Genomic DNA, 18,234 nt, shown 5'->3' on the forward strand with positions numbered 1-18,234 from the left:
ACCTTCTGACATTTTTTGTATAGTTGTTAAGGTTGCTTAAGCACCATTATATTGACAGTTCAAGTGAGAGCCCTATCGACTTACACAAAATTCTTGACGGTACCAAAATCGAGTTCATTTTTTCAAAAATTGAGTCAATCATAAAGTTTGCTTTGTCTTTGCTTAGTAGATCCTCTTTTGTTCACCTTATTTTACTCGAATGTCATGTTTTGAATGACAATGCATTGAGACTTCGATTATATTTTTTTATTTCACTTCAAACAAACCTCTCAACTTTTTCTAGAATGAGCGTTTTTATTTTCGATAGTTCTTAAGAACGATATAGTATATTGGTGAATGTTGTAGAAGGATCTAGAATAAAGGAATCGAAATTAATTGGGTAGAGTGTTTTCTTGGATTGTGGTGTTTGGGTGGATGACGATCATTTTTTATTTTATCGCACCAGCCAGCTACTGCATCGAACCATTTAAATCTTGGCTTAACAGAAATGTTTGCACGTCTCGTAAACACGCTTATTCCGAATGCTATGGTGACACCCGATCTGTTCAATTTTTATGTAAGGAAAGCGGCGCATTTTTTTGCTTACTTCGTGCTTGGCATGCTTGCTTTACATGCTTTCATAAAAAGTGGATTACACGGCTGGCGGAGTATTTGGTGTGCTTTGGCTCTATGTGTGTTGTATGCGATCACGGATGAAGTGCATCAGTTGTTTATTGCTGGTCGAGCGGGTCAAGTTCGGGATGTTCTTATTGATAGCGTTGGTGCAATCGTTGGAATTTCACTTTTTTATGTAGTCATCATCCGCGAGAACTTCACGTTAAGAAAGTAGAGATAGGTGGAGTTTTAGTGTTACAAGCTATGCTTGTGAATGTGGGTTAAGTCATGACGCATGAAGTAGAATTGGGAAAACTTAATAAACAGAGTGAGTGGACATCGGATTACGAAATGATTTAGAAAGTAGGGGTAATATGGGGAAAATCGGTCGGAGTGAACTGTGTTCATGTGGGAGCGGAAAAATAGATAACGAATGTTGTAGTCGTAACAATGTCGTTTCAATGTATCATTTCGTACAAAAAGATATAGAGAAGCTAGAACAACATTTGATTGCTTATACGATGAATGAGTTCGAATTTCCATTTTCACAATGTATGGAAGAAGCGTTAATGACAATCGATGTACCTGAAGATACTGATGTTCTTGAAGTTGTAACGCTTTTTGTTGCAAATTGGTTTGTTTTTTCGCGTCCGGTTCTCGGAGGTGAATCGGTTGTAGATATGTTTGTTGATACGTTCACCCATGTTGTGAAACGACCGTTGTTAAAGCATTCATTGCCTCGCTGGAAAGAGGCAAAATTGAATATTTACCGAATTGAGCATATGGTTAGCGGAAGTCGGTTTACAGTGCGACCTCTTTTCGGTGGAGATGAAATCCGTGTTAATATTTTTGAAGATGATCCATTAATTGCTGAAGGATATTTGCTATTAGGGGTTCTTATACCGATTGGAGATGAATATACGTTTTTTACAACGTTTTTAGACAATCAGCCGAAAGATGAAGATGAGTTGGTCAGAGGGTTATTGCGTTTGATGAACGATTATGGAGAAGATGACTTTGAGCTTTTTATCGAGCATTATTTTCCTGAAGTCCTTCATTTGTTTTTATTTGAAGATGCCGTTTATTCGCATGATGAGATGAAATGGGAATCAGAATCGCAAAAGAACGTGGCGGAACAATTTCAGCGTGCAATGGAAGATGCTGGTATGCTTAAGTCGTTTATTGATTTAGGCATTGTGCTCTGGTATTCATTTTGCCAAAAGCGTAATCCAAATATTAAAAATTCGATGCTGTACGTTGCAACCCTCCACTATATTGTTGAAAAAGTGGCGTTTGGTGAAGATGTAGATTTACACCTCGAGCTTGTCAAAGAATATGGGGTATCACCACATCGTTTGTCTGCAACATATCGAGAGTTCGAGCAAGTACTTAAACCAGAGCTAAAAGAATTGCATGATATGATTGAAACGATGTAAAAGCCGGGGTAATCTCACAAGTACAATTTGCAAGTGAAAGTACATAAAGAAGCGACAACGTGTTAAAAGGTGCACGTTGTCGCTTTTTTTCGTGTCGGCAATATAACGTGTCAACTGCCCGTACCTTACAATGTTATGAATTATGTGCATTGTCCAGTTGTCTCGTTATGAATGTTACATCATGTGGAAACGGCTGTCATTTCCGCATCTCTTGGAACTCGATTGGTTTAACTCAGTGGTCGAAAACATTGGACTATTCCAGTTCCTCACCTGTAAAGTAGTTTGCGATGTAATCTGCCCACACTTGGTGTCCTTGTGTCGTTGGTAAGCTGTTTTCATCAATATAATCAAGAATTTCATCGCTTTCATAGTCCGGCCAATTCGACCAATGATTTAAGTAAATTAACTGTTGTTCTTTTGCGAATTCTTTAAGTGCTTGTACTTGACCAGGGTAGTGAACGGCATTATGTATTGGATTTGGAGGCTGAAGTATGATGACGATTTGTTCAGATGCTTCCTTCAGACGATCTGTAATGATTTCGACACTATCAAGAGTATTGGAAATGGCGACTTTTCCGTTATCATTTAATAGAAAAGGCTCGAATAGAACAATGTCTGGTTTCTGTTCAATGACAGATGTATATTTTTCTTGCTGAACGACATTGATTGAAAGGTCATCACCATAGCTTTCTACACTTATTTGAAATAATCCTTTACCGTACGCTTTATCAAGTCTTTTTTGCAATATGCTTGTCCATGTGCCGCTTCCTTCTGCTGTTGCACTTGAACCGACGGCTACGATTTTTAACGGATGATTTTCATCTTTTGCATTTGTAATTTTTTCGGACAAGTTTTCAGGCAAATGGCGAGTCAGTGTTGAGAACTTTTCTGCTTCGGTTTGTTGTTTCTTTTCGACTACAACTGCTTGTTTTTCATTCGCCGTGTTACTTGCGGCATTAATTTTTTGATTCCAATGGATCTTTCCTACAACGATCGAAAGAATGCAAAGAGTGAATATGAGTGCAGTCATTATATTTTTCATTAAATTTCAACCCCTTACGAAAAGAATGGTTCTTAAGAACGATAAGTTTTCTTTATCATATCTGTAACAATCATTTTACGCAATTGTTGTAAAAATGTCTTTGTTGAAATTTCGTTTTCAGTGTAAGATTGTATAGGTATAAATGTCAAAGGAGAGTTCAATATGTCGAACCGTCTGAAAGTGATGACAGTCTTCGGGACGAGACCGGAAGCGATTAAAATGGCACCGCTCGTTCATGAATTAAAAAAAAGTTCCGAGATCGAAACAATTGTGACAGTAACTGCGCAGCATCGCGAGATGCTTGATCAAGTGCTTGATCTCTTTAAAATTACCCCCAATTTTGATTTAAATATGATGAAATCGCGACAGACGCTCGTGGACATAACGACGAATGCGCTGACAGGTCTACATGATATCATTCAAAAGGTAAAGCCTGATCTCGTACTCGTTCACGGGGATACATCGACGACGTTTGTAGCGAGCTTGGCAGCGTTTTATTCACAGACGAAAGTGGGTCATGTTGAGGCAGGATTGCGTACGTGGAATAAATATTCTCCGTTTCCTGAAGAGATGAATCGACAGCTAACAGGTGTGATTGCTGATTTGCATTTTGCTCCGACGACTCAGGCAGCAACGCATTTACGCAAAGAAAATAAACAAGAAAATGCGATCTACATAACGGGCAATACAGCGATTGATGCGTTAAAAACAACTGTGCGTGAAGACTATGCACATGAGGCATTGGAAAAGCTAGGAGATGACCGCTTGCTGTTAGTGACAGCTCATCGCCGAGAAAATTTAGGTGAACCGATGAAGCATATGTTTCGGGCGATTAAACGGATTGTTCACGAACATGATGATGTTCAAGTTATTTATCCCGTTCATCTAAACCCAGCTGTCCGTGAGCTCGCGAATGATATTTTAGGTGATGATCCGCGCATCCATTTAATTGAACCGCTCGGTGTGCTCGATTTTCACAATTTTGCTGCGAGAGCACATTTGATTTTAACAGATTCTGGCGGGGTTCAAGAAGAAGCACCATCGTTAGGTGTCCCTGTTCTTGTCCTGCGTGATACGACGGAGCGGCCGGAAGGAATTAAAGCAGGAACGCTGAAGCTTGCAGGTACTGATGAAGAGACAATTTATGCGCTTGCGTACGAGCTGTTGTCGGATAAACAAATGTATGAGAAGATGGCAAAAGCATCGAATCCATACGGTGATGGGTATGCATCGAAACGAATTGTTGAGGCGATTTTGTATGATTTTGGAAAACGAAGTGAGCGACCTGATCCGTTTCAAGTGATGTGAGATTTTGGCAGCTTTTCTGAAACTTTTTTGTCGTATACTAATTCGTAATTAACGAATGGTGCGACGTGTTTATATAGAAAGTGGTGAATTGATGCAAAAAGGGATTAGAAGAGGGCATATTCGGATGACGCCAGAGCCACCGTTACCACCGCGTAAAAGGCGGCGGAAAAAGAGAAAAACTGGCTTGCAAAGATTGTTTAGGTTTGTCGTCCTGTTGTTTGTAATTATTTTAGTTTACGGCGGTTATGTTTTATATGAAGCGTATGATGCATCGCAATCATTGTATTATGCACTTGAACGTGGAGAGAAGTCCGAACTCCGTGAGAACACTGTAAAAATAGCAGATGATCCCGTTTCGATTTTAATTTTAGGTGTAGAAGAGTATGCGACTGAGGGACAAAATGGACGGACGGATACGATCATGCTCGTGACTCTTAATCCGTATACAAAGTCAATGAAAATGATTAGTATCCCTCGTGATACGCGAATAGAAATTGTTGGAAAAGATCGGGAAGATAAAATCAACCATGCGCACGCGTTCGGAGGAACAGAAATGGCGATTGAAACGGTTGAAAAATTTCTCAATGTGCCGATTGATTATTTTATAAAAATTAACTTTGAGGGCTTTATCGATATTGTCGATGAAATAGGTGGAATAACGGTCGACGTTCCGTTTGATTTTTCTGAAAATACGACGAAAAAAGGGGAGAAAGCTTATTTTAAAAAAGGACCAATGCATTTAACTGGAGAAGAAGCGTTGGCGTATGCACGCATGCGAAAACAAGATCCTCGTGGTGATTTCGGAAGAAATGATCGTCAAAAACAGGTGCTAAAAGCATCGATTGATCAGGCGTTAACGATGACGACGCTGTTTAAAGTGGATAAAATTGCAGATCATATAGGTGATAACATTCAAACAAATTTAAAGCCGATGGAAATTTTGGCATTGCAAAAAAAATATGCAACGATTGATACGTCGACGATCGATAATTTAACGATTGACGGCTCGGATCATTATGAAAATGGTGTGTATTATTTTATCCCGAATGAAATGAGTGTCGATTCGTTACAGATTCGTTTGCGGGTTCACTTAAATCTTGATTAACTGACTAGTCTAATGACAAGTGCTTGTACGTCAGCTTGTCTAAGTAAAAAAGCGGAACACATCCTATATTTGATGTTCCGCTTTTTCCTATTCTCGTTTTATGACAGGCTTTGTTGGCTTTGTTTCCGTTATTTTTTTTAAAAAAGTAATGAGTGGTTGACGATTTTTATCGATTTGACCGACGATTTCATGTGTGAGTTGCAACGTAAGCAATACTAAAATAATGATAAGTAGCGATCCCCAAAGTGTTGATGCGGTAAAAATAATCGCTGAAATTCCAAAGAATGTACTGACACCATAAATGATAAAGACCGTTGCTCTGTGGCTAAATCCCATTGAAATGAGACGATGGTGTAAATGCTTATTATCAGGACGTGTAATTTTTTGCCCGTTTATCATCCGGCGTATAATCGCAAAAAATGTGTCGAAAATCGGTACCGCGAGAATGACGATCGGAATGACTAAACTAAATAAAGTTACACTTTTAAATAAACCAAGTATGGAAATAATTGAAATCGAAAAACCTAAAAATAAGGCACCTGTATCTCCCATGAAAATTTTCGCAGGATAAAAGTTAAAAAAGAGAAATCCGATCGTTGGTCCGAGTAAAATGACAGATAGTGCAACGACAAGCATTTGGTTGTCCAAAACGGACATGATGAGAATTGTTGCGAGCCCGATCGATGAAACGCCCGCTGCCAGTCCATCAAGTCCATCAATTAAGTTGATGGCATTCGTAATTCCGACAATCCATAAAACAGTAATCACGTAACTAAAAATACCAAATTCAAACTTTCCGTACAGTGGGATCGTCACGTATTCAATATGCAATCCAGATGATATGACGACAAGTGCAGCAATAATCTGTCCAATAAATTTCGTTTTCGCTGATAAAGTCATTTTGTCATCAATAATACCAACGATAATAATGATGAGTGCACCGAGTACGATTCTTGTCATATACGGAGATTCGGGAGTTAAATAAAGAAACCCCGCGACAACGCCAAATACGATTGCTAGCCCTCCAAGTCGTGGCATGTCGCCTTCATGAACTTTACGTCCTGTCGGTTTATCTACTATGTTAAATTGATAAGCAATTTTTTTTACAATTGGTGTCGTAATAACGGTAACAATAAATGCTAAAAGGAATGCAATTATATAGTGATAGGCAGACAATGTATCACTCCTTTTTAAGAAAGCATCAGAAGCAACGTATCACACATATCATAGCAGATATTTTTGAAATGGAAAGGAAAAGTGTAAGAAGTTACATGAATGTAATCAAGTCTTACGTTTGGTTTCCCCAATTAGAGCTATTTTTAAGCTCGTTCTTCCAAATATTCTACGTCACCCGTTCGGAATGTCGCTTTTCCGTTCGTCATATTCGTCATCCATTCGATAAAATCCTCTTTTTTTCCTGACTCAACGTAGATCTCCATTTCGACTTGTTCGGCATATTTCGTGTTTTTTATTTTATATGGTGAGTGATGGAGTTCATTTTCAATTTTTCCAATATACGTATAATCAAACGTTGCGTGCATAATTTGCATCAGTGTCCTTTTAACAACGCCGACCGCATTGATACCTTCGGACGTTGCTGAACCGTACGCACGAATGAGTCCGCCCGCACCTAGTTTAATGCCACCGAAATAACGAGTAACAACGACAACTGTATTTTTAAGTTGCCGCTTTTTTAAAACTTCAAGCATCGGTATACCAGCTGTTCCACTCGGTTCACCGTCATCGTTTGCTTTCTGAATTTCATCGTTTTTTCCGATGAGATATGCTGAACAATTGTGAGTGGCATCGTGATGCTTTTTTTTAATGGATTGAATAAAGGTTTGTGCTTCTTCTTCCGTTTCCGCTCGGTTAACATAGGTTATAAATTTTGATTTTTGTATCATAATTTCATGTGTTCCGTAGCCTTTTATTGTATAATAAGTAGATAGCAATTCGATCACCTCCAATTGAACCCAGCCTATTAGCTAATGATATCATAATGCGAACAGCGACTAATTTCCTATTAAAATCCAGTTTGTAACAAAAAAACAATCAGATTGTTAATTAAAATAGGTAGGAAGGTTCTAGTCCGTATGAGGAAAAGTTCGGTAAGGTGAGATGGGGGAAATCTTATGTCATCGAAAAGAATCTCTACGAAGGCACTTGATCAAATACTGAATTCGACAATTCAGAAAGTTTCTGAAAGTAAACAGGAAATTATTGAAATCGGAGAGATATCACGTAAAGAGTACGAAAGACTAGTTAAGAAACTTCAAGAGATTAAAGTTGAAGTGGCTGAAATTATAGATGAAAATGACATACTCGAAGAACGGATGAGGCTCGCACGTAAACGCCTTGCACAAGTGAGTAAAAACTTCAACAAGTTTAACGAGGAAGAAATTCGTACAGTATACGAGCATGCGAATGATCTACAAGTGAAATTGTCGATTCTAAAACAGCGAGAGATTCAGCTTCGTGAGAGACGTGATGAATTGGAACGTCGTCTCATTCAGGTAAAAGACACGATAACAAAATCTGAAAATCTAACAGGACAAATCTCTATCGTGTTGAATTATTTAAATGGGGATTTAAAAAAGATGGGGGAACTCATCGAAGATGCGAATAGAAGACAGGCGCTCGGTTTACGAATTATTGAAGCACAGGAAGAAGAGCGACGTCGACTTTCTCGAGAAATTCACGATGGTCCAGCACAAATGCTCGCGAACATGTTGCTTCGGGCCGAAATTATTGAGAAAAAGTTCAGTTCCGATGATCCGGAAGCAGTCATTCAAGAATTTCGCCAGTTGCGTGAGCTCGTACGTGAATCGTTACGGGAAGTTCGCAGTATCATTTATGATTTAAGACCGATGGCGTTAGATGATCTTGGATTAATTCCGACACTGATGAAGTATTTAAATACAGCAAAAGATAATTTTGGAGTTCCGATTGTTTTTAAAACGCTAGGTGTTGAACGAAGATTGTCATCAAAACTTGAAATTGCAGTTTTCCGTCTCATCCAAGAATCTGTTCAAAATGCTTGTAAACACGCAGAAGCAACAGAAATCGAGGTGAAGGTTGAATTTCAAGAAGAAGCGATTACGCTTTCGGTTAAAGACGATGGAAAAGGTTTTAATGTCGATGAAAAGAGAGAGAATTCATTCGGTCTTATTGGTATGAGTGAAAGGGTTGATTTATTAGGTGGTAAATTTATTATTAACTCATCGCCAGAACGAGGGACGTTAATCTTAATTCAAATACCTGTTGAAGTTAAGGAGGTACAAAATGAAATTTACTATTGAACGAACGATAAAAATTATTTTAATTGACGATCACCCATTGTTTCGCGAAGGTGTTAAACGGATCTTAGATATGGAGAAAAACTTCCACGTTGTAGCGGAGGGAGAAGATGGAATTGAGGCGGTTGAACTCGTCGATCGGTACCGTCCAGATGTCGTTTTGCTCGACATTAATATGCCACAAGTGAATGGGGTTGAAGCAACACGGCGCTTAGTCGATCGATTCCCAGGAACGAAAGTGATTATTTTATCGATTCATGATGACGAAGCGTATGTGACTCATGCTGTAAAAACTGGTGCAGCTGGGTATTTGCTTAAAGAGATGGATGCGGATGCTTTAATTGAAGCGGTGAAAGTAGTTGCAGATGGCGGTGCCTACTTGCATCCGAAAGTAACTCACAATCTCGTAAATGAATATCGCAGATTGGCGACTCAAGGTCCTGAAGGAATGGAAATCGGTTTTAAAGAAATCGAGTACCGTAAGCCGTTGCATATTTTAACACGCCGCGAATGTGAAGTCTTGCAATTATTAGCAGATGGAAAGAGTAACCGCGGTATCGGTGAAACGTTGTACATAAGTGAAAAAACAGTGAAAAACCATGTTTCGAATATTTTACAAAAAATGAATGCGAATGACCGGACGCAAGCAGTCGTCGAAGCGATTAAAAAAGGTTGGGTCAAAGTTAGATAGATTACTAGTGTGTTCAAAAAGGAAGACAACGAGGGGCGAGGTCGACTAATTTTGGTTCGAGACACCTCATGTTTATTCGGAGAAGATTTGTTCTAGGTCATACTCTAAGCACAGTATATTTGATGAAGCATTGTTTAACTCCTGCGGCAATACAGAATTAGCGAGGACTTATTATGTTTCTAGCACGCGTTATGCCGAAAGCATTCATGGGTGCTTGACATGTGAAAGCGTCGAACTGACAGTCATTCTAGGTGCCTTCGAACTTTTTGAACAACCTCTACTAAAGCAAGAGGGAAGTGGGATCAATGGCAAAAACGGCCGTAATTACAGATAGTACATCATATATTGATGATGCGATACGAAAAGAAAAAAATATCGTAATGATTCCGCTCAATGTTATTTTTGGCGAGGAATCATTTCTAGAAGAAATAGAACTAACTGCTGAACAATTTTATGAAAAAATGCGTGGTGCAGAAGAACTCCCGAAAACATCACAACCTGCTGTAGGTGAGTTCGTTCAATTGTATGAAGAGCTTCGTGAGAGTCAGTATACGGATATTATCGTTGTGACGTTATCAAGTGGAATTAGTGGTACATTTCAAGCTGCGCAAACTGCGGCAACGATGGTAGAGAACGTAAATGTATACGTGTTCGACTCAGAGATTAGCTGTTCAGCACAAGCTTTTTTTGTTTTAGAAGCAGCAGAAATGGCTATTGACGGAAAAGATGGGAAAGCGATTGTCACTCGTCTTGACGAAATCAAGCAAAAGGGCATGGAAGCCTTTTTCGTGGTTGATGATTTAACGAATTTGCGCTTGGGCGGACGACTTAGTGGTGCTCAAGCGTTTTTCGGAGGCCTCTTACAAATTAAACCAGTTTTGGAATTTAAAGATGGGAGAATTGTCCCGTTTGAAAAAATCCGTACACGCAAAAGGGCGCTTGCCCGCTTGCGTGAACTGTTTCATAACGATGTACAAGATGGGGAAAAAGTGAATGCAACTGTCATCCATGGCAATCGTCCGGACGATGCTACAGAAATCAAACAAGAACTTGAAAAAAAGTACGACAACGTTACGGTCGATATTAGCTACTTCGGTCCAGTGATCGGGACTCATTTAGGTGAAGGAGCCATCGGTCTTACGTGGTACAAACCGTAATCGTCTCAAATGAGCTAGGGAAGGTAGCTATATGAGGTTCGCTACCTTTTCTAGTGACGGACGGCGATATCTCCATCCCGAGTCACTTCCAAAAATTCAACGTCCTTCTTTATCCCCATTTACATCGATAGCGAAATTGCCTGATTTCGATGCGCCTCCTCGTGATGAACACTTTCGATATTCAACTTCTCTTCAACGAACTTTACAAGGAAAACTTCTTCTCTTAAATGAACTTCCATTTTCAATTGAATTTATTCATACTCACTATGTTCGCGGCTATCTCGGTTATATGAAATCAATTGTAAAACTGAGCGATGGCTACATCTGTCAACGTTGTGGAAATGAAGAACAGCGTTTGTTCTCATCGTTTATTTGTGCACGCTGTGGTGAAGATTGTACGTATTGTAGAAAATGCATCATAATGGGCCGAGTGAGTGAATGTTTACCACTCGTCTATTGGCGTCATGATGAACAAGCACCCATTTGGACAGAGAATCGCACTCTTATGAATTGGGAGGGAGAGTTGTCCCCTGAACAGGCGAAAGCGTCACAAGTTGTCATCGATACGATTGTCAAACGAGGACGTCAACTCGTTTGGGCGGTTTGTGGAGCAGGGAAAACTGAGCTTTTGTTCGAAGGGTTAGCGTATGCTTTTGAAAAAGGGTTGTGCGTTTGTATTGCAACTCCACGAGTTGATGTCGTGTTAGAACTTGAACCACGATTACGTTCTGTTTTTCCGACGGTTCGTATGACAGCTCTTTACGGCGGAGCAGCGCGCGAAGTAGTGGAATGTCAATTATTTATTTCAACGACACATCAGTTGCTCCGGTATCGTCATGCATTTGACGTGGTGATTGTTGATGAAGTTGATGCATTTCCATATTCTTATGATCCAATGCTTGCCTTTGCGGTTGAAAGGGCGAAGAAAAAAGTTGCAGCGACGATATTATTAACTGCGACACCCGATGAAGAACTAAAACGACAAGTAGAAGCGGGGTCTTTAAGTGCGATAAAAATCCCAATCCGCTATCATCGTCATCCACTTCCAGTTCCGCATTTTGTATGGTGCGGAAATTGGAATAAGAAATTGGTGCGCAAATGTAAGCTTCCAAACGTCGTTTTCAAATGGTGTCGAAAACGAATGGAACATAAACAGCCTTTTTTATTATTTGTACCTTCTGTTATAGTAGCTGAACAAGTGAAGGTCATTCTCGGTGTGGAATCGGTCTATGCAGAAGATACAGATCGGAAAGAAAAAGTCGAAAAATTCCGTCGCGGAGAGATGAAAGCACTAGTGACGACGACAATTTTAGAACGAGGTGTGACCATTCCGAGACTTAACGTAGCCGTACTCGGCTCAGAACATGACATTTTTACTGAAAGTGCTCTCGTGCAAATTGCGGGAAGAGTTGGTCGGAGTGCAGATTTCCCGAATGGAGATGTTTGTTTTTTTCATTACGGTAAAACAAAAGCAATGGTTGCAGCACGTCAGCACATTTTAGAAATGAATGAGTCTGTGAGGTGAGAACATGCTTTGTTGTTTGTGGTGCGAACAGCTTTTTCGAGAGACGGTTTCGTGGAGCACAATCTTCGGCATGAAAGAACAAGAAATGCTTTGCGAGAAATGTCGTCATTCATTGACGATTATTTCCGGGGAAATATGTCGAGTGTGTGGACGAATGCTCGAACTTACGTTACCCGAGTATGTCGAAGGGGGGCATTGTGTCGATTGCATTCGTTGGGAAAAGCGGGATGAGTGGGACGGATACTTTTTTGAAAATCGTTCACTGTTCGTTTATAACGAACCGATGAAGCAGTTTATTGCAAAGTTTAAATTTAGAGGGGATGTAGTATTAGTTGAATCGGTGAAAGTAAAATGGAGAGCATTATGGCGAAAACAGTTTAAAGACCAGCTAATCGTGCCGATTCCATTGAGTGAGGAACGCTTATATGAACGAGGTTTTAATCAGTCGCTCATTCTTGCACATTTGTTGACAGATGATGTAAAAGATTTGTTAACTCGCCCGCATCATCTTGAAAAACAAAGTAAAAAATCACGCATAGAACGTGTTCGTTCAATAAAAAATGTGTTTGACATAAAAGCAGAAAAAGTAACGGGGAAAGAAATTATGCTTATTGATGATGTCTATACGACAGGTACGACCGTCCGCAATGCTGCATGCTTACTGTATGAACATGGGGCGACACGTGTGAGTTCTTTAACGTTAGCGCGAGCAATTTAAGTTTTTTTGTAAATAAAAAAAGCAATTTTGTCTTTTTTCCTAAACTATCGCTAATAGTTGACGATAGATATAATAGATAAAGACAAACGTAAACATGCTATCAATCGGATAGTATAAATAAACGAAGTGTTTACTGAAACATACCCTACAGTAGCAATTGGGTTAAGTTTATTGTTGAACAGCCATTATTATATTTCATTTATGGACTGGAGGCAGGCAGTCATGGCTGAACTAGCACATTGTGCAAATTGTGACAAAGTTTTTGTGAAGACGATACGCAACATATGTCATACATGCTATTTAGAAGAAGAAAAAATGTTCGATAAAGTATATGCGTTTTTACGGATAAAAGAAAATCGATCTGCTACGTTACAAGAAGTTCATGAAGCGACTGGAGTACCTGAAAAAACGATTATTCGTTTTGTGAAAGAAGGACGTTTACGGACAGCGAAATTTACGAATTTGACGTATCCGTGTGATTCTTGTGGAGCTCCGATCACGTCTGGTAAGCTTTGCAAAAACTGTGTAAGCAAGATTGAAGCTGACTTAGAAGTTGCTGAAAGAGAAGCAGAGCGAAAAGCGAAAAGGCAAAAAACATATTTCTTGCTAGAAGATGATGAGTAAATGAGGTGAATGTAATGAAAATTAATCCGATTCATTCGATGGGTACAAATCCATATAAAAAAGTTGCAAAAGAGGACATGGGTAAACAAGAAAAGAAAAAAGAACGAGATCAGCTTGAGATTTCAACAGAAGCGAAACAATTGTTAAACGGAACTGAATGGACAGAACGTGATAAGAAAGTTCATGAATTGAAAAAGTTAATTGAGTCAGGGAAATATGAAATCAATTATAAAAAGACAGCTGAAAAACTACTCGATTATTGGAAAAATAAATAGCAGGGATGGCTAATAAATGATGATACAGACGCTTGCTCAACTGTTGAAGATACAACAACGACTCAATCAATTGGCGAAAGAAAAAACAGAATTGCTTAAGCAGAATGAAGTGCAAAGGCTTGAAAAACTTTTAAAAGCGGAAGAGGTTGAGGTTTACCTTTTAGAGGAAGCCGAACGAAAGCGTCAAACCGCAGTAGTTGATTTTATGCGAAAACATGAAATTAAAAATGAAGAGATGACGATGTCAGCACTTTCTCATTATTTAACAGGTAAAGAGAAGGAATTGTTTGAGCAATTGCATGAGAAGTTAATGGAAACCGTTGTTGAACTGAAGGAACGAAATGATTTAAATGAACAATTAACAAAACAATCGCTTTATTTTGTGAATGCTCAACTTGCGATACTTTCACCTGAATCGTCAGCCAACGTTACGTATCAACGGCCGAATCATAAAAATGAAGAGACAAGTAGGCAATCGATTTTTGATTCGAAAGCGTAAAGCGAAAGAAGGGGGAATTACGATGCGATCAACATTTATGGGATTAGAAACAGCACGTAGAGGATTATCGACTCAGCAATATGCATTAGAAACGACTGGAAATAATATAGCAAACGCCAATACACCTGGTTATACGAGGCAACGGGTAAATTTTGAACCAACAGAACCTTATCCTCCAGTTGGCATGAACCGACCAGAATTACCTGGACAAATGGGGACGGGTGTAAAAGCAGGTTCGATTCAACGTGTTCGTGAATCATTTCTTGATCTACAATATCGTCAAGAAAATACGAAATTTGGGTATTGGAATGCTCGCTCCGAAGCGTTAGCACGAATGGAAGAAATTTTAAATGAACCAGGTCAGGATGGACTTTCGGCTACTCTTGATCGCTTTTGGCAATCGTTGCATGATTTAGCCGCAGATCCAAGTGATTCAGGGGCCCGTTCAGTAGTTAGAGAGCGAGGTATTGCTGTTGCAGACACGTTCAACTATTTAAGCCAATCTTTGCTTACAATCCAAGGGAATATTGAGTATGACATCGACGTAACGGTAAAAGAAGTGAATTCAATAGCACAACAATTAGACAATATAAATAAACAGATTGCAGGCATCGAACCACATGGATATTTACCAAATGATTTATATGATGAACGCGATCGTTTGCTTGACAGACTATCCGAAATTGTTGATATTCGTGTCGATTATAAAAAGTACGATGATGAAAAATTTCCACTCGCAGAAGGTGTCGCTTCCGTTACAATAGTCGGTACAGGTCACCAACTTGTTGATGGTCGTAGTCTGACATACAGTGAAATTGACAACTCGATAAAGGTTGAAGGTCAAAAAGGTAAGCTTAGTGCCTTACTAGAAATGCATGAAGAGTATACAGATATGCTTGAGAATTTGGATGAAATGGCGTATGCGTTTGTTACGCAATTCAATGCAGTTCACCGTCAAGGATATACACTTGGTGAAGAGCCAAACAAGACGGGTATTAATTTTTTTGTTGAATTTGAAGATGATGAAATCGAAGGCGCTGCTCGTCAGATTATGCTCGATGAGAAAATTTTAGAATCATTGGATCATATCGCTGCTTCAGGTTCAGATGAACAATACCCAGGCAATGGCGAAAATGCACTTTTGTTAGCGGAAGTGAAAAATAGTATTGTAGAAGATCCAAACAGTAAATTGAATGGCAAAACAATCCAAGGTTTTTATCAAGAACTAATTGGTCAAATGGGTGTCGATGCACAAGAAGCGAATCGTATGAAAGATAATACGATTGCACTTAAAACATCAGTTGATGTGCGGAGAGAATCAGTTAGTGGAGTTTCACTTGATGAAGAAATGATTAACCTCGTGCGATTCCAGCAAGCGTATAATGCATCAGCTCGGGTTGTAACCTCAATTGACGAAATGCTCGATCGAATTATTAACGGCATGGGAATCGTCGGGAGATAATGGATTTACTAGTCTCACAAGTTGAGGACCATGCAGGCCGTTGCCACAAGACGTGTCATTTCGTTAGCTAGCATGTTAATTATGGTGAATGTATAAAGCTCGTTGTCTCGATAACGATGGAAAGGGAGTTGAAGAAAGATGCGCGTTACACAAGGGATGTTAACGGCAAATTTATTGCGAAATTTAAATAATAGTAACGTTCGTTTGAGCAAACTGCAAGAACAACTATACACACAGCGTAAAATTAGCCGTCCGTCCGACGATCCAGTCGTCGCGTTGAAAGGAATGGCTTACCGCACCAACTTGACAGAAGTTGAGCAATATCGTCGCTATTTAACCGAAATGTATAAATGGATGGAAAACTCAGAAGCGGGAATGGAACAAGCAAATGCGATTTTCCAACGGACACGTGAGCTTGTCGTTAAAGCGTCAAACCTCGGAACACATGATCACGAAGATTTGCAAAAAATTAAAGCGGAAATTAGCCAGCTAAAAGAAGCTCTCGTTGACGTTGCCAATACACAAGTCGCCGGGAAGTATATCTTTAATGGAACGGATGTGAATACGAAGCCAGTAACGCTGAATACAGATGGTACTGTCACGATAAATACAGGTACTTATGAAGCATTCATGATTGAAGTGTCAAAAGAGGTTCCTGTCGCTGCTAGTATTGATCCGGAAAGTACATTTGGTGCAGAAATATTTAAATCGTTTCAAGATTTGGAAGAAGCCCTTAAAGATAACCCGCCTAACATCGATTCATTTATTGAAAGATTCCAAGGCCACATCGACGGAATGCTAGCGGAACGTGCGGAATTAGGTGCTCGTTACAACCGTATTGAACTCGTTGAAGATCGGCTTAGCAAGCAAGAAGTCATCGCCCATACAATTTTGAAAGAAAATGAAGGTGCAGATATGGAACGAGTTATTACGGACTTGAAAATGCAAGAGACGATTCATCGGGCTGCGCTTGCTGTCGGTGCTCGCGTCATTCAGCCGAGTTTAATTGATTTCTTAAGATAGAATGGTAGGTGAATCGTATGAATATTCCTCAAATTCGTATGGAATCTCAGTTTGCAAGAATTGGGATTAAGCAGGATAAGCCTATTCAAGAAATTGAACAACCGCCTGCCGAATTGTCAATTGAACAGCCGTCAGCTAATTTGGAAATTGAACAGATTTCAGGGAAGTTAACGATTGACCAAACTGAAGCTTGGGAAGACATGGATATAAAATCAATTTTTAAGCGAACGGAAGAATTTGCTCAGCTCGGATATGATAGCTGGCTAGAAGGGATGGGACGTATCTCTGAACAAGGTGATGAACTCATGCGAATTGAGAATGGCGGCGACCCGATTGTAGAGCAAGCAATCGAAAATAGTAAACTCCCAGAATTTGAGTTTAACGTCGGATGGATCCCATCTCCTTTCAGTGTTAAGATTCACTATGAACCTGGTGAAGCTCGCATACGTGCTACGGTGAATAAACCGGTTATTCATGCAACACCAAATCAACCGATTCACCGTTATACACCAGGGAAAGTGAATGTTTACGTTGCACAACATCATACGTTATCGATTTCTTTTGTAAACTCGAAAGCATAATGATAAGCAACACGGAAGCTGTTGCTTTTTTGTCATTTAATCATAAAAATTTTATAAAGGTGGAATTTGATGATTACGATTGAAACAAAATACAAAGGAGAAATTACGATACATGCAGCGGATGTGTTTACATTTGAAAAAGGGATACCTGGTTTTTCGAATGAAACATCATTTGTTTTTCTGCCTTTTGTAGAAGAAACGCCTTTTTATATTATGCAATCAGTCAAAACTCCGATGCTAGCGTTTTTCGTAACCGACCCGTTTACATTTTTTCAAACGTATGATTTTCAACTTGATGATGCCGTTGTAAACCAATTAAATATTAAGTCAGAGAAAGAAGTGTCGGTTTTTGTCATTTTAACAGTGGCTGATCCGTTTGCGAATACGACAGCAAATTTACAAGCCCCTATCGTTTTAAATGTAAATAAGAAATTAGGGAAACAAGTCATATTAGCTGATGAGCGTTATACGACGAAACATTCGCTAATGTCAAAAACGACGGAGGAAGCCGAGCATGTTAGTGTTGACTCGAAAACAAAATGAATCGATTCAAATAGGTGAAGAGATAGAAATTACAGTTCTTTCGATTCATGGAGATCAAGTGAAAATAGGAATACACGCACCGAAGCATATTGATATACATCGTAAAGAAGTGTACATGTCGATACAGCAAGCGAACGAACAAGCTGCAAACACACCGACGTTTGACGTGAATGCATTCAAACAGTTCTCACAAAAATCTGAGTAAATGGCTAGAAGAGGAGGTACGGAAATGGATGAAATTAAGTCATTATTAGTAGCGATGTTAGAATCACAAGGTGAAATCCTAGTAAAAAATGGACCATATCGAAGCTCGATTTAACGATATTGTATTTCGTATTGAACAATAGACGGAACG

Annotated in this window: 20 protein-coding genes; 17 read left to right on the forward strand and 3 right to left on the reverse strand. The window is 39.4% G+C overall.

Annotated elements, in window-relative coordinates:
* The first annotated feature begins 487 nt into the window (after positions 1 to 487).
* Positions 488 to 829: a VanZ family protein gene (locus ABU914_RS00005; RefSeq protein ID WP_379667701.1), complete on the forward strand. Its 342-nt coding sequence runs from the start codon at positions 488 to 490 to the stop codon at positions 827 to 829.
* Positions 830 to 968: 139 nt separating this feature from the next.
* A complete protein-coding gene (locus tag ABU914_RS00010) occupies positions 969 to 2,030 on the forward strand; it encodes a hypothetical protein (protein ID WP_379667702.1) in 1,062 nt (353 codons plus the stop codon).
* A gap of 253 nt (positions 2,031 to 2,283) precedes the next feature.
* Here the strand turns inward: ABU914_RS00010 and ABU914_RS00015 are convergent, their stop codons facing one another.
* The gene (locus ABU914_RS00015) at positions 2,284 to 3,072 is read right to left on the reverse strand and encodes an SGNH/GDSL hydrolase family protein (RefSeq protein ID WP_379667703.1); all 789 of its coding nucleotides are present in this window, start codon (positions 3,070 to 3,072) and stop codon (positions 2,284 to 2,286) included.
* A gap of 162 nt (positions 3,073 to 3,234) precedes the next feature.
* Between ABU914_RS00015 and wecB the strand changes: the two genes are divergently transcribed.
* Both wecB and ABU914_RS00025 read left to right on the forward strand, forming a co-directional pair.
* A complete protein-coding gene (gene wecB, locus ABU914_RS00020; protein WP_379667704.1) occupies positions 3,235 to 4,380 on the forward strand; it encodes a non-hydrolyzing UDP-N-acetylglucosamine 2-epimerase in 1,146 nt (381 codons plus the stop codon).
* Between the two features lie 91 nt (positions 4,381 to 4,471).
* On the forward strand, positions 4,472 to 5,485 hold the full coding sequence (locus tag ABU914_RS00025; protein ID WP_379667705.1) for an LCP family glycopolymer transferase: 1,014 nt from the start codon (positions 4,472 to 4,474) through the stop codon (positions 5,483 to 5,485).
* An 87-nt stretch (positions 5,486 to 5,572) separates the two neighbouring features.
* Here ABU914_RS00025 and ABU914_RS00030 read toward each other — a convergent pair whose 3' ends face one another.
* Both ABU914_RS00030 and ABU914_RS00035 read right to left on the reverse strand, forming a co-directional pair.
* A complete protein-coding gene (locus ABU914_RS00030; RefSeq protein WP_379667706.1) occupies positions 5,573 to 6,661 on the reverse strand; it encodes a glycosyltransferase family 4 protein in 1,089 nt (362 codons plus the stop codon).
* 143 nt (positions 6,662 to 6,804) lie between these two features.
* Positions 6,805 to 7,437: a YigZ family protein gene (locus tag ABU914_RS00035; protein WP_379667707.1), complete on the reverse strand. Its 633-nt coding sequence runs from the start codon at positions 7,435 to 7,437 to the stop codon at positions 6,805 to 6,807.
* Between the two features lie 180 nt (positions 7,438 to 7,617).
* Here ABU914_RS00035 and ABU914_RS00040 point away from each other — a divergent pair, with 180 nt between their 5' ends.
* From ABU914_RS00040 to csrA, 13 genes are all read left to right on the forward strand, one after another.
* The gene (locus ABU914_RS00040) at positions 7,618 to 8,784 is read left to right on the forward strand and encodes a sensor histidine kinase (protein ID WP_379667708.1); all 1,167 of its coding nucleotides are present in this window, start codon (positions 7,618 to 7,620) and stop codon (positions 8,782 to 8,784) included.
* Positions 8,768 to 9,472 (forward strand): response regulator, encoded by a 705-nt coding sequence (locus ABU914_RS00045; protein WP_379667709.1) that lies wholly within the window; start codon positions 8,768 to 8,770, stop codon positions 9,470 to 9,472. The genes ABU914_RS00040 and ABU914_RS00045 overlap by 17 nt, the downstream gene beginning before the upstream one ends.
* Positions 9,473 to 9,777: 305 nt before the next feature.
* On the forward strand, positions 9,778 to 10,629 hold the full coding sequence (locus ABU914_RS00050; RefSeq protein WP_379667710.1) for a DegV family protein: 852 nt from the start codon (positions 9,778 to 9,780) through the stop codon (positions 10,627 to 10,629).
* 31 nt (positions 10,630 to 10,660) lie between these two features.
* A complete protein-coding gene (locus ABU914_RS00055; protein WP_379667711.1) occupies positions 10,661 to 12,154 on the forward strand; it encodes an ATP-dependent helicase ComFA in 1,494 nt (497 codons plus the stop codon).
* A gap of 70 nt (positions 12,155 to 12,224) precedes the next feature.
* Complete coding sequence (locus ABU914_RS00060) at positions 12,225 to 12,872, forward strand: ComF family protein (protein ID WP_379667712.1); 648 nt, start codon at positions 12,225 to 12,227, stop codon at positions 12,870 to 12,872.
* Between the two features lie 222 nt (positions 12,873 to 13,094).
* Positions 13,095 to 13,496 (forward strand): TIGR03826 family flagellar region protein, encoded by a 402-nt coding sequence (locus ABU914_RS00065; protein WP_379667713.1) that lies wholly within the window; start codon positions 13,095 to 13,097, stop codon positions 13,494 to 13,496.
* 14 nt (positions 13,497 to 13,510) lie between these two features.
* Positions 13,511 to 13,771 (forward strand): flagellar biosynthesis anti-sigma factor FlgM, encoded by a 261-nt coding sequence (gene flgM, locus ABU914_RS00070; protein ID WP_379667714.1) that lies wholly within the window; start codon positions 13,511 to 13,513, stop codon positions 13,769 to 13,771.
* A 16-nt stretch (positions 13,772 to 13,787) separates the two neighbouring features.
* The gene (locus ABU914_RS00075) at positions 13,788 to 14,270 is read left to right on the forward strand and encodes a flagellar protein FlgN (protein ID WP_379667715.1); all 483 of its coding nucleotides are present in this window, start codon (positions 13,788 to 13,790) and stop codon (positions 14,268 to 14,270) included.
* Between the two features lie 22 nt (positions 14,271 to 14,292).
* Positions 14,293 to 15,732, forward strand: a complete 1,440-nt coding sequence (gene flgK / locus ABU914_RS00080) for a flagellar hook-associated protein FlgK (RefSeq protein ID WP_379667716.1) — start codon at positions 14,293 to 14,295, stop codon at positions 15,730 to 15,732.
* 138 nt (positions 15,733 to 15,870) lie between these two features.
* Entirely contained in the window at positions 15,871 to 16,755 is an 885-nt protein-coding gene (flgL, locus tag ABU914_RS00085) for a flagellar hook-associated protein FlgL (protein WP_379667717.1), read from the forward strand.
* Positions 16,756 to 16,772: 17 nt separating this feature from the next.
* Positions 16,773 to 17,336, forward strand: a complete 564-nt coding sequence (locus ABU914_RS00090) for a DUF6470 family protein (RefSeq protein ID WP_379667718.1) — start codon at positions 16,773 to 16,775, stop codon at positions 17,334 to 17,336.
* A gap of 72 nt (positions 17,337 to 17,408) precedes the next feature.
* Positions 17,409 to 17,879: a flagellar assembly protein FliW gene (gene fliW, locus ABU914_RS00095; protein ID WP_379667884.1), complete on the forward strand. Its 471-nt coding sequence runs from the start codon at positions 17,409 to 17,411 to the stop codon at positions 17,877 to 17,879.
* Positions 17,851 to 18,084 carry a carbon storage regulator CsrA gene (gene csrA, locus ABU914_RS00100; protein WP_379667719.1) on the forward strand — a complete coding sequence of 78 codons (234 nt, stop codon included), beginning with the start codon at positions 17,851 to 17,853 and terminating at the stop codon, positions 18,082 to 18,084. The genes fliW and csrA overlap by 29 nt, the downstream gene beginning before the upstream one ends.
* Positions 18,085 to 18,234: the final 150 nt, after the last annotated feature.

The organism is Pueribacillus sp. YX66 (assembly GCF_041725775.1).
Taxonomy (GTDB): domain Bacteria; phylum Bacillota; class Bacilli; order Bacillales; family UBA6769; genus Pueribacillus.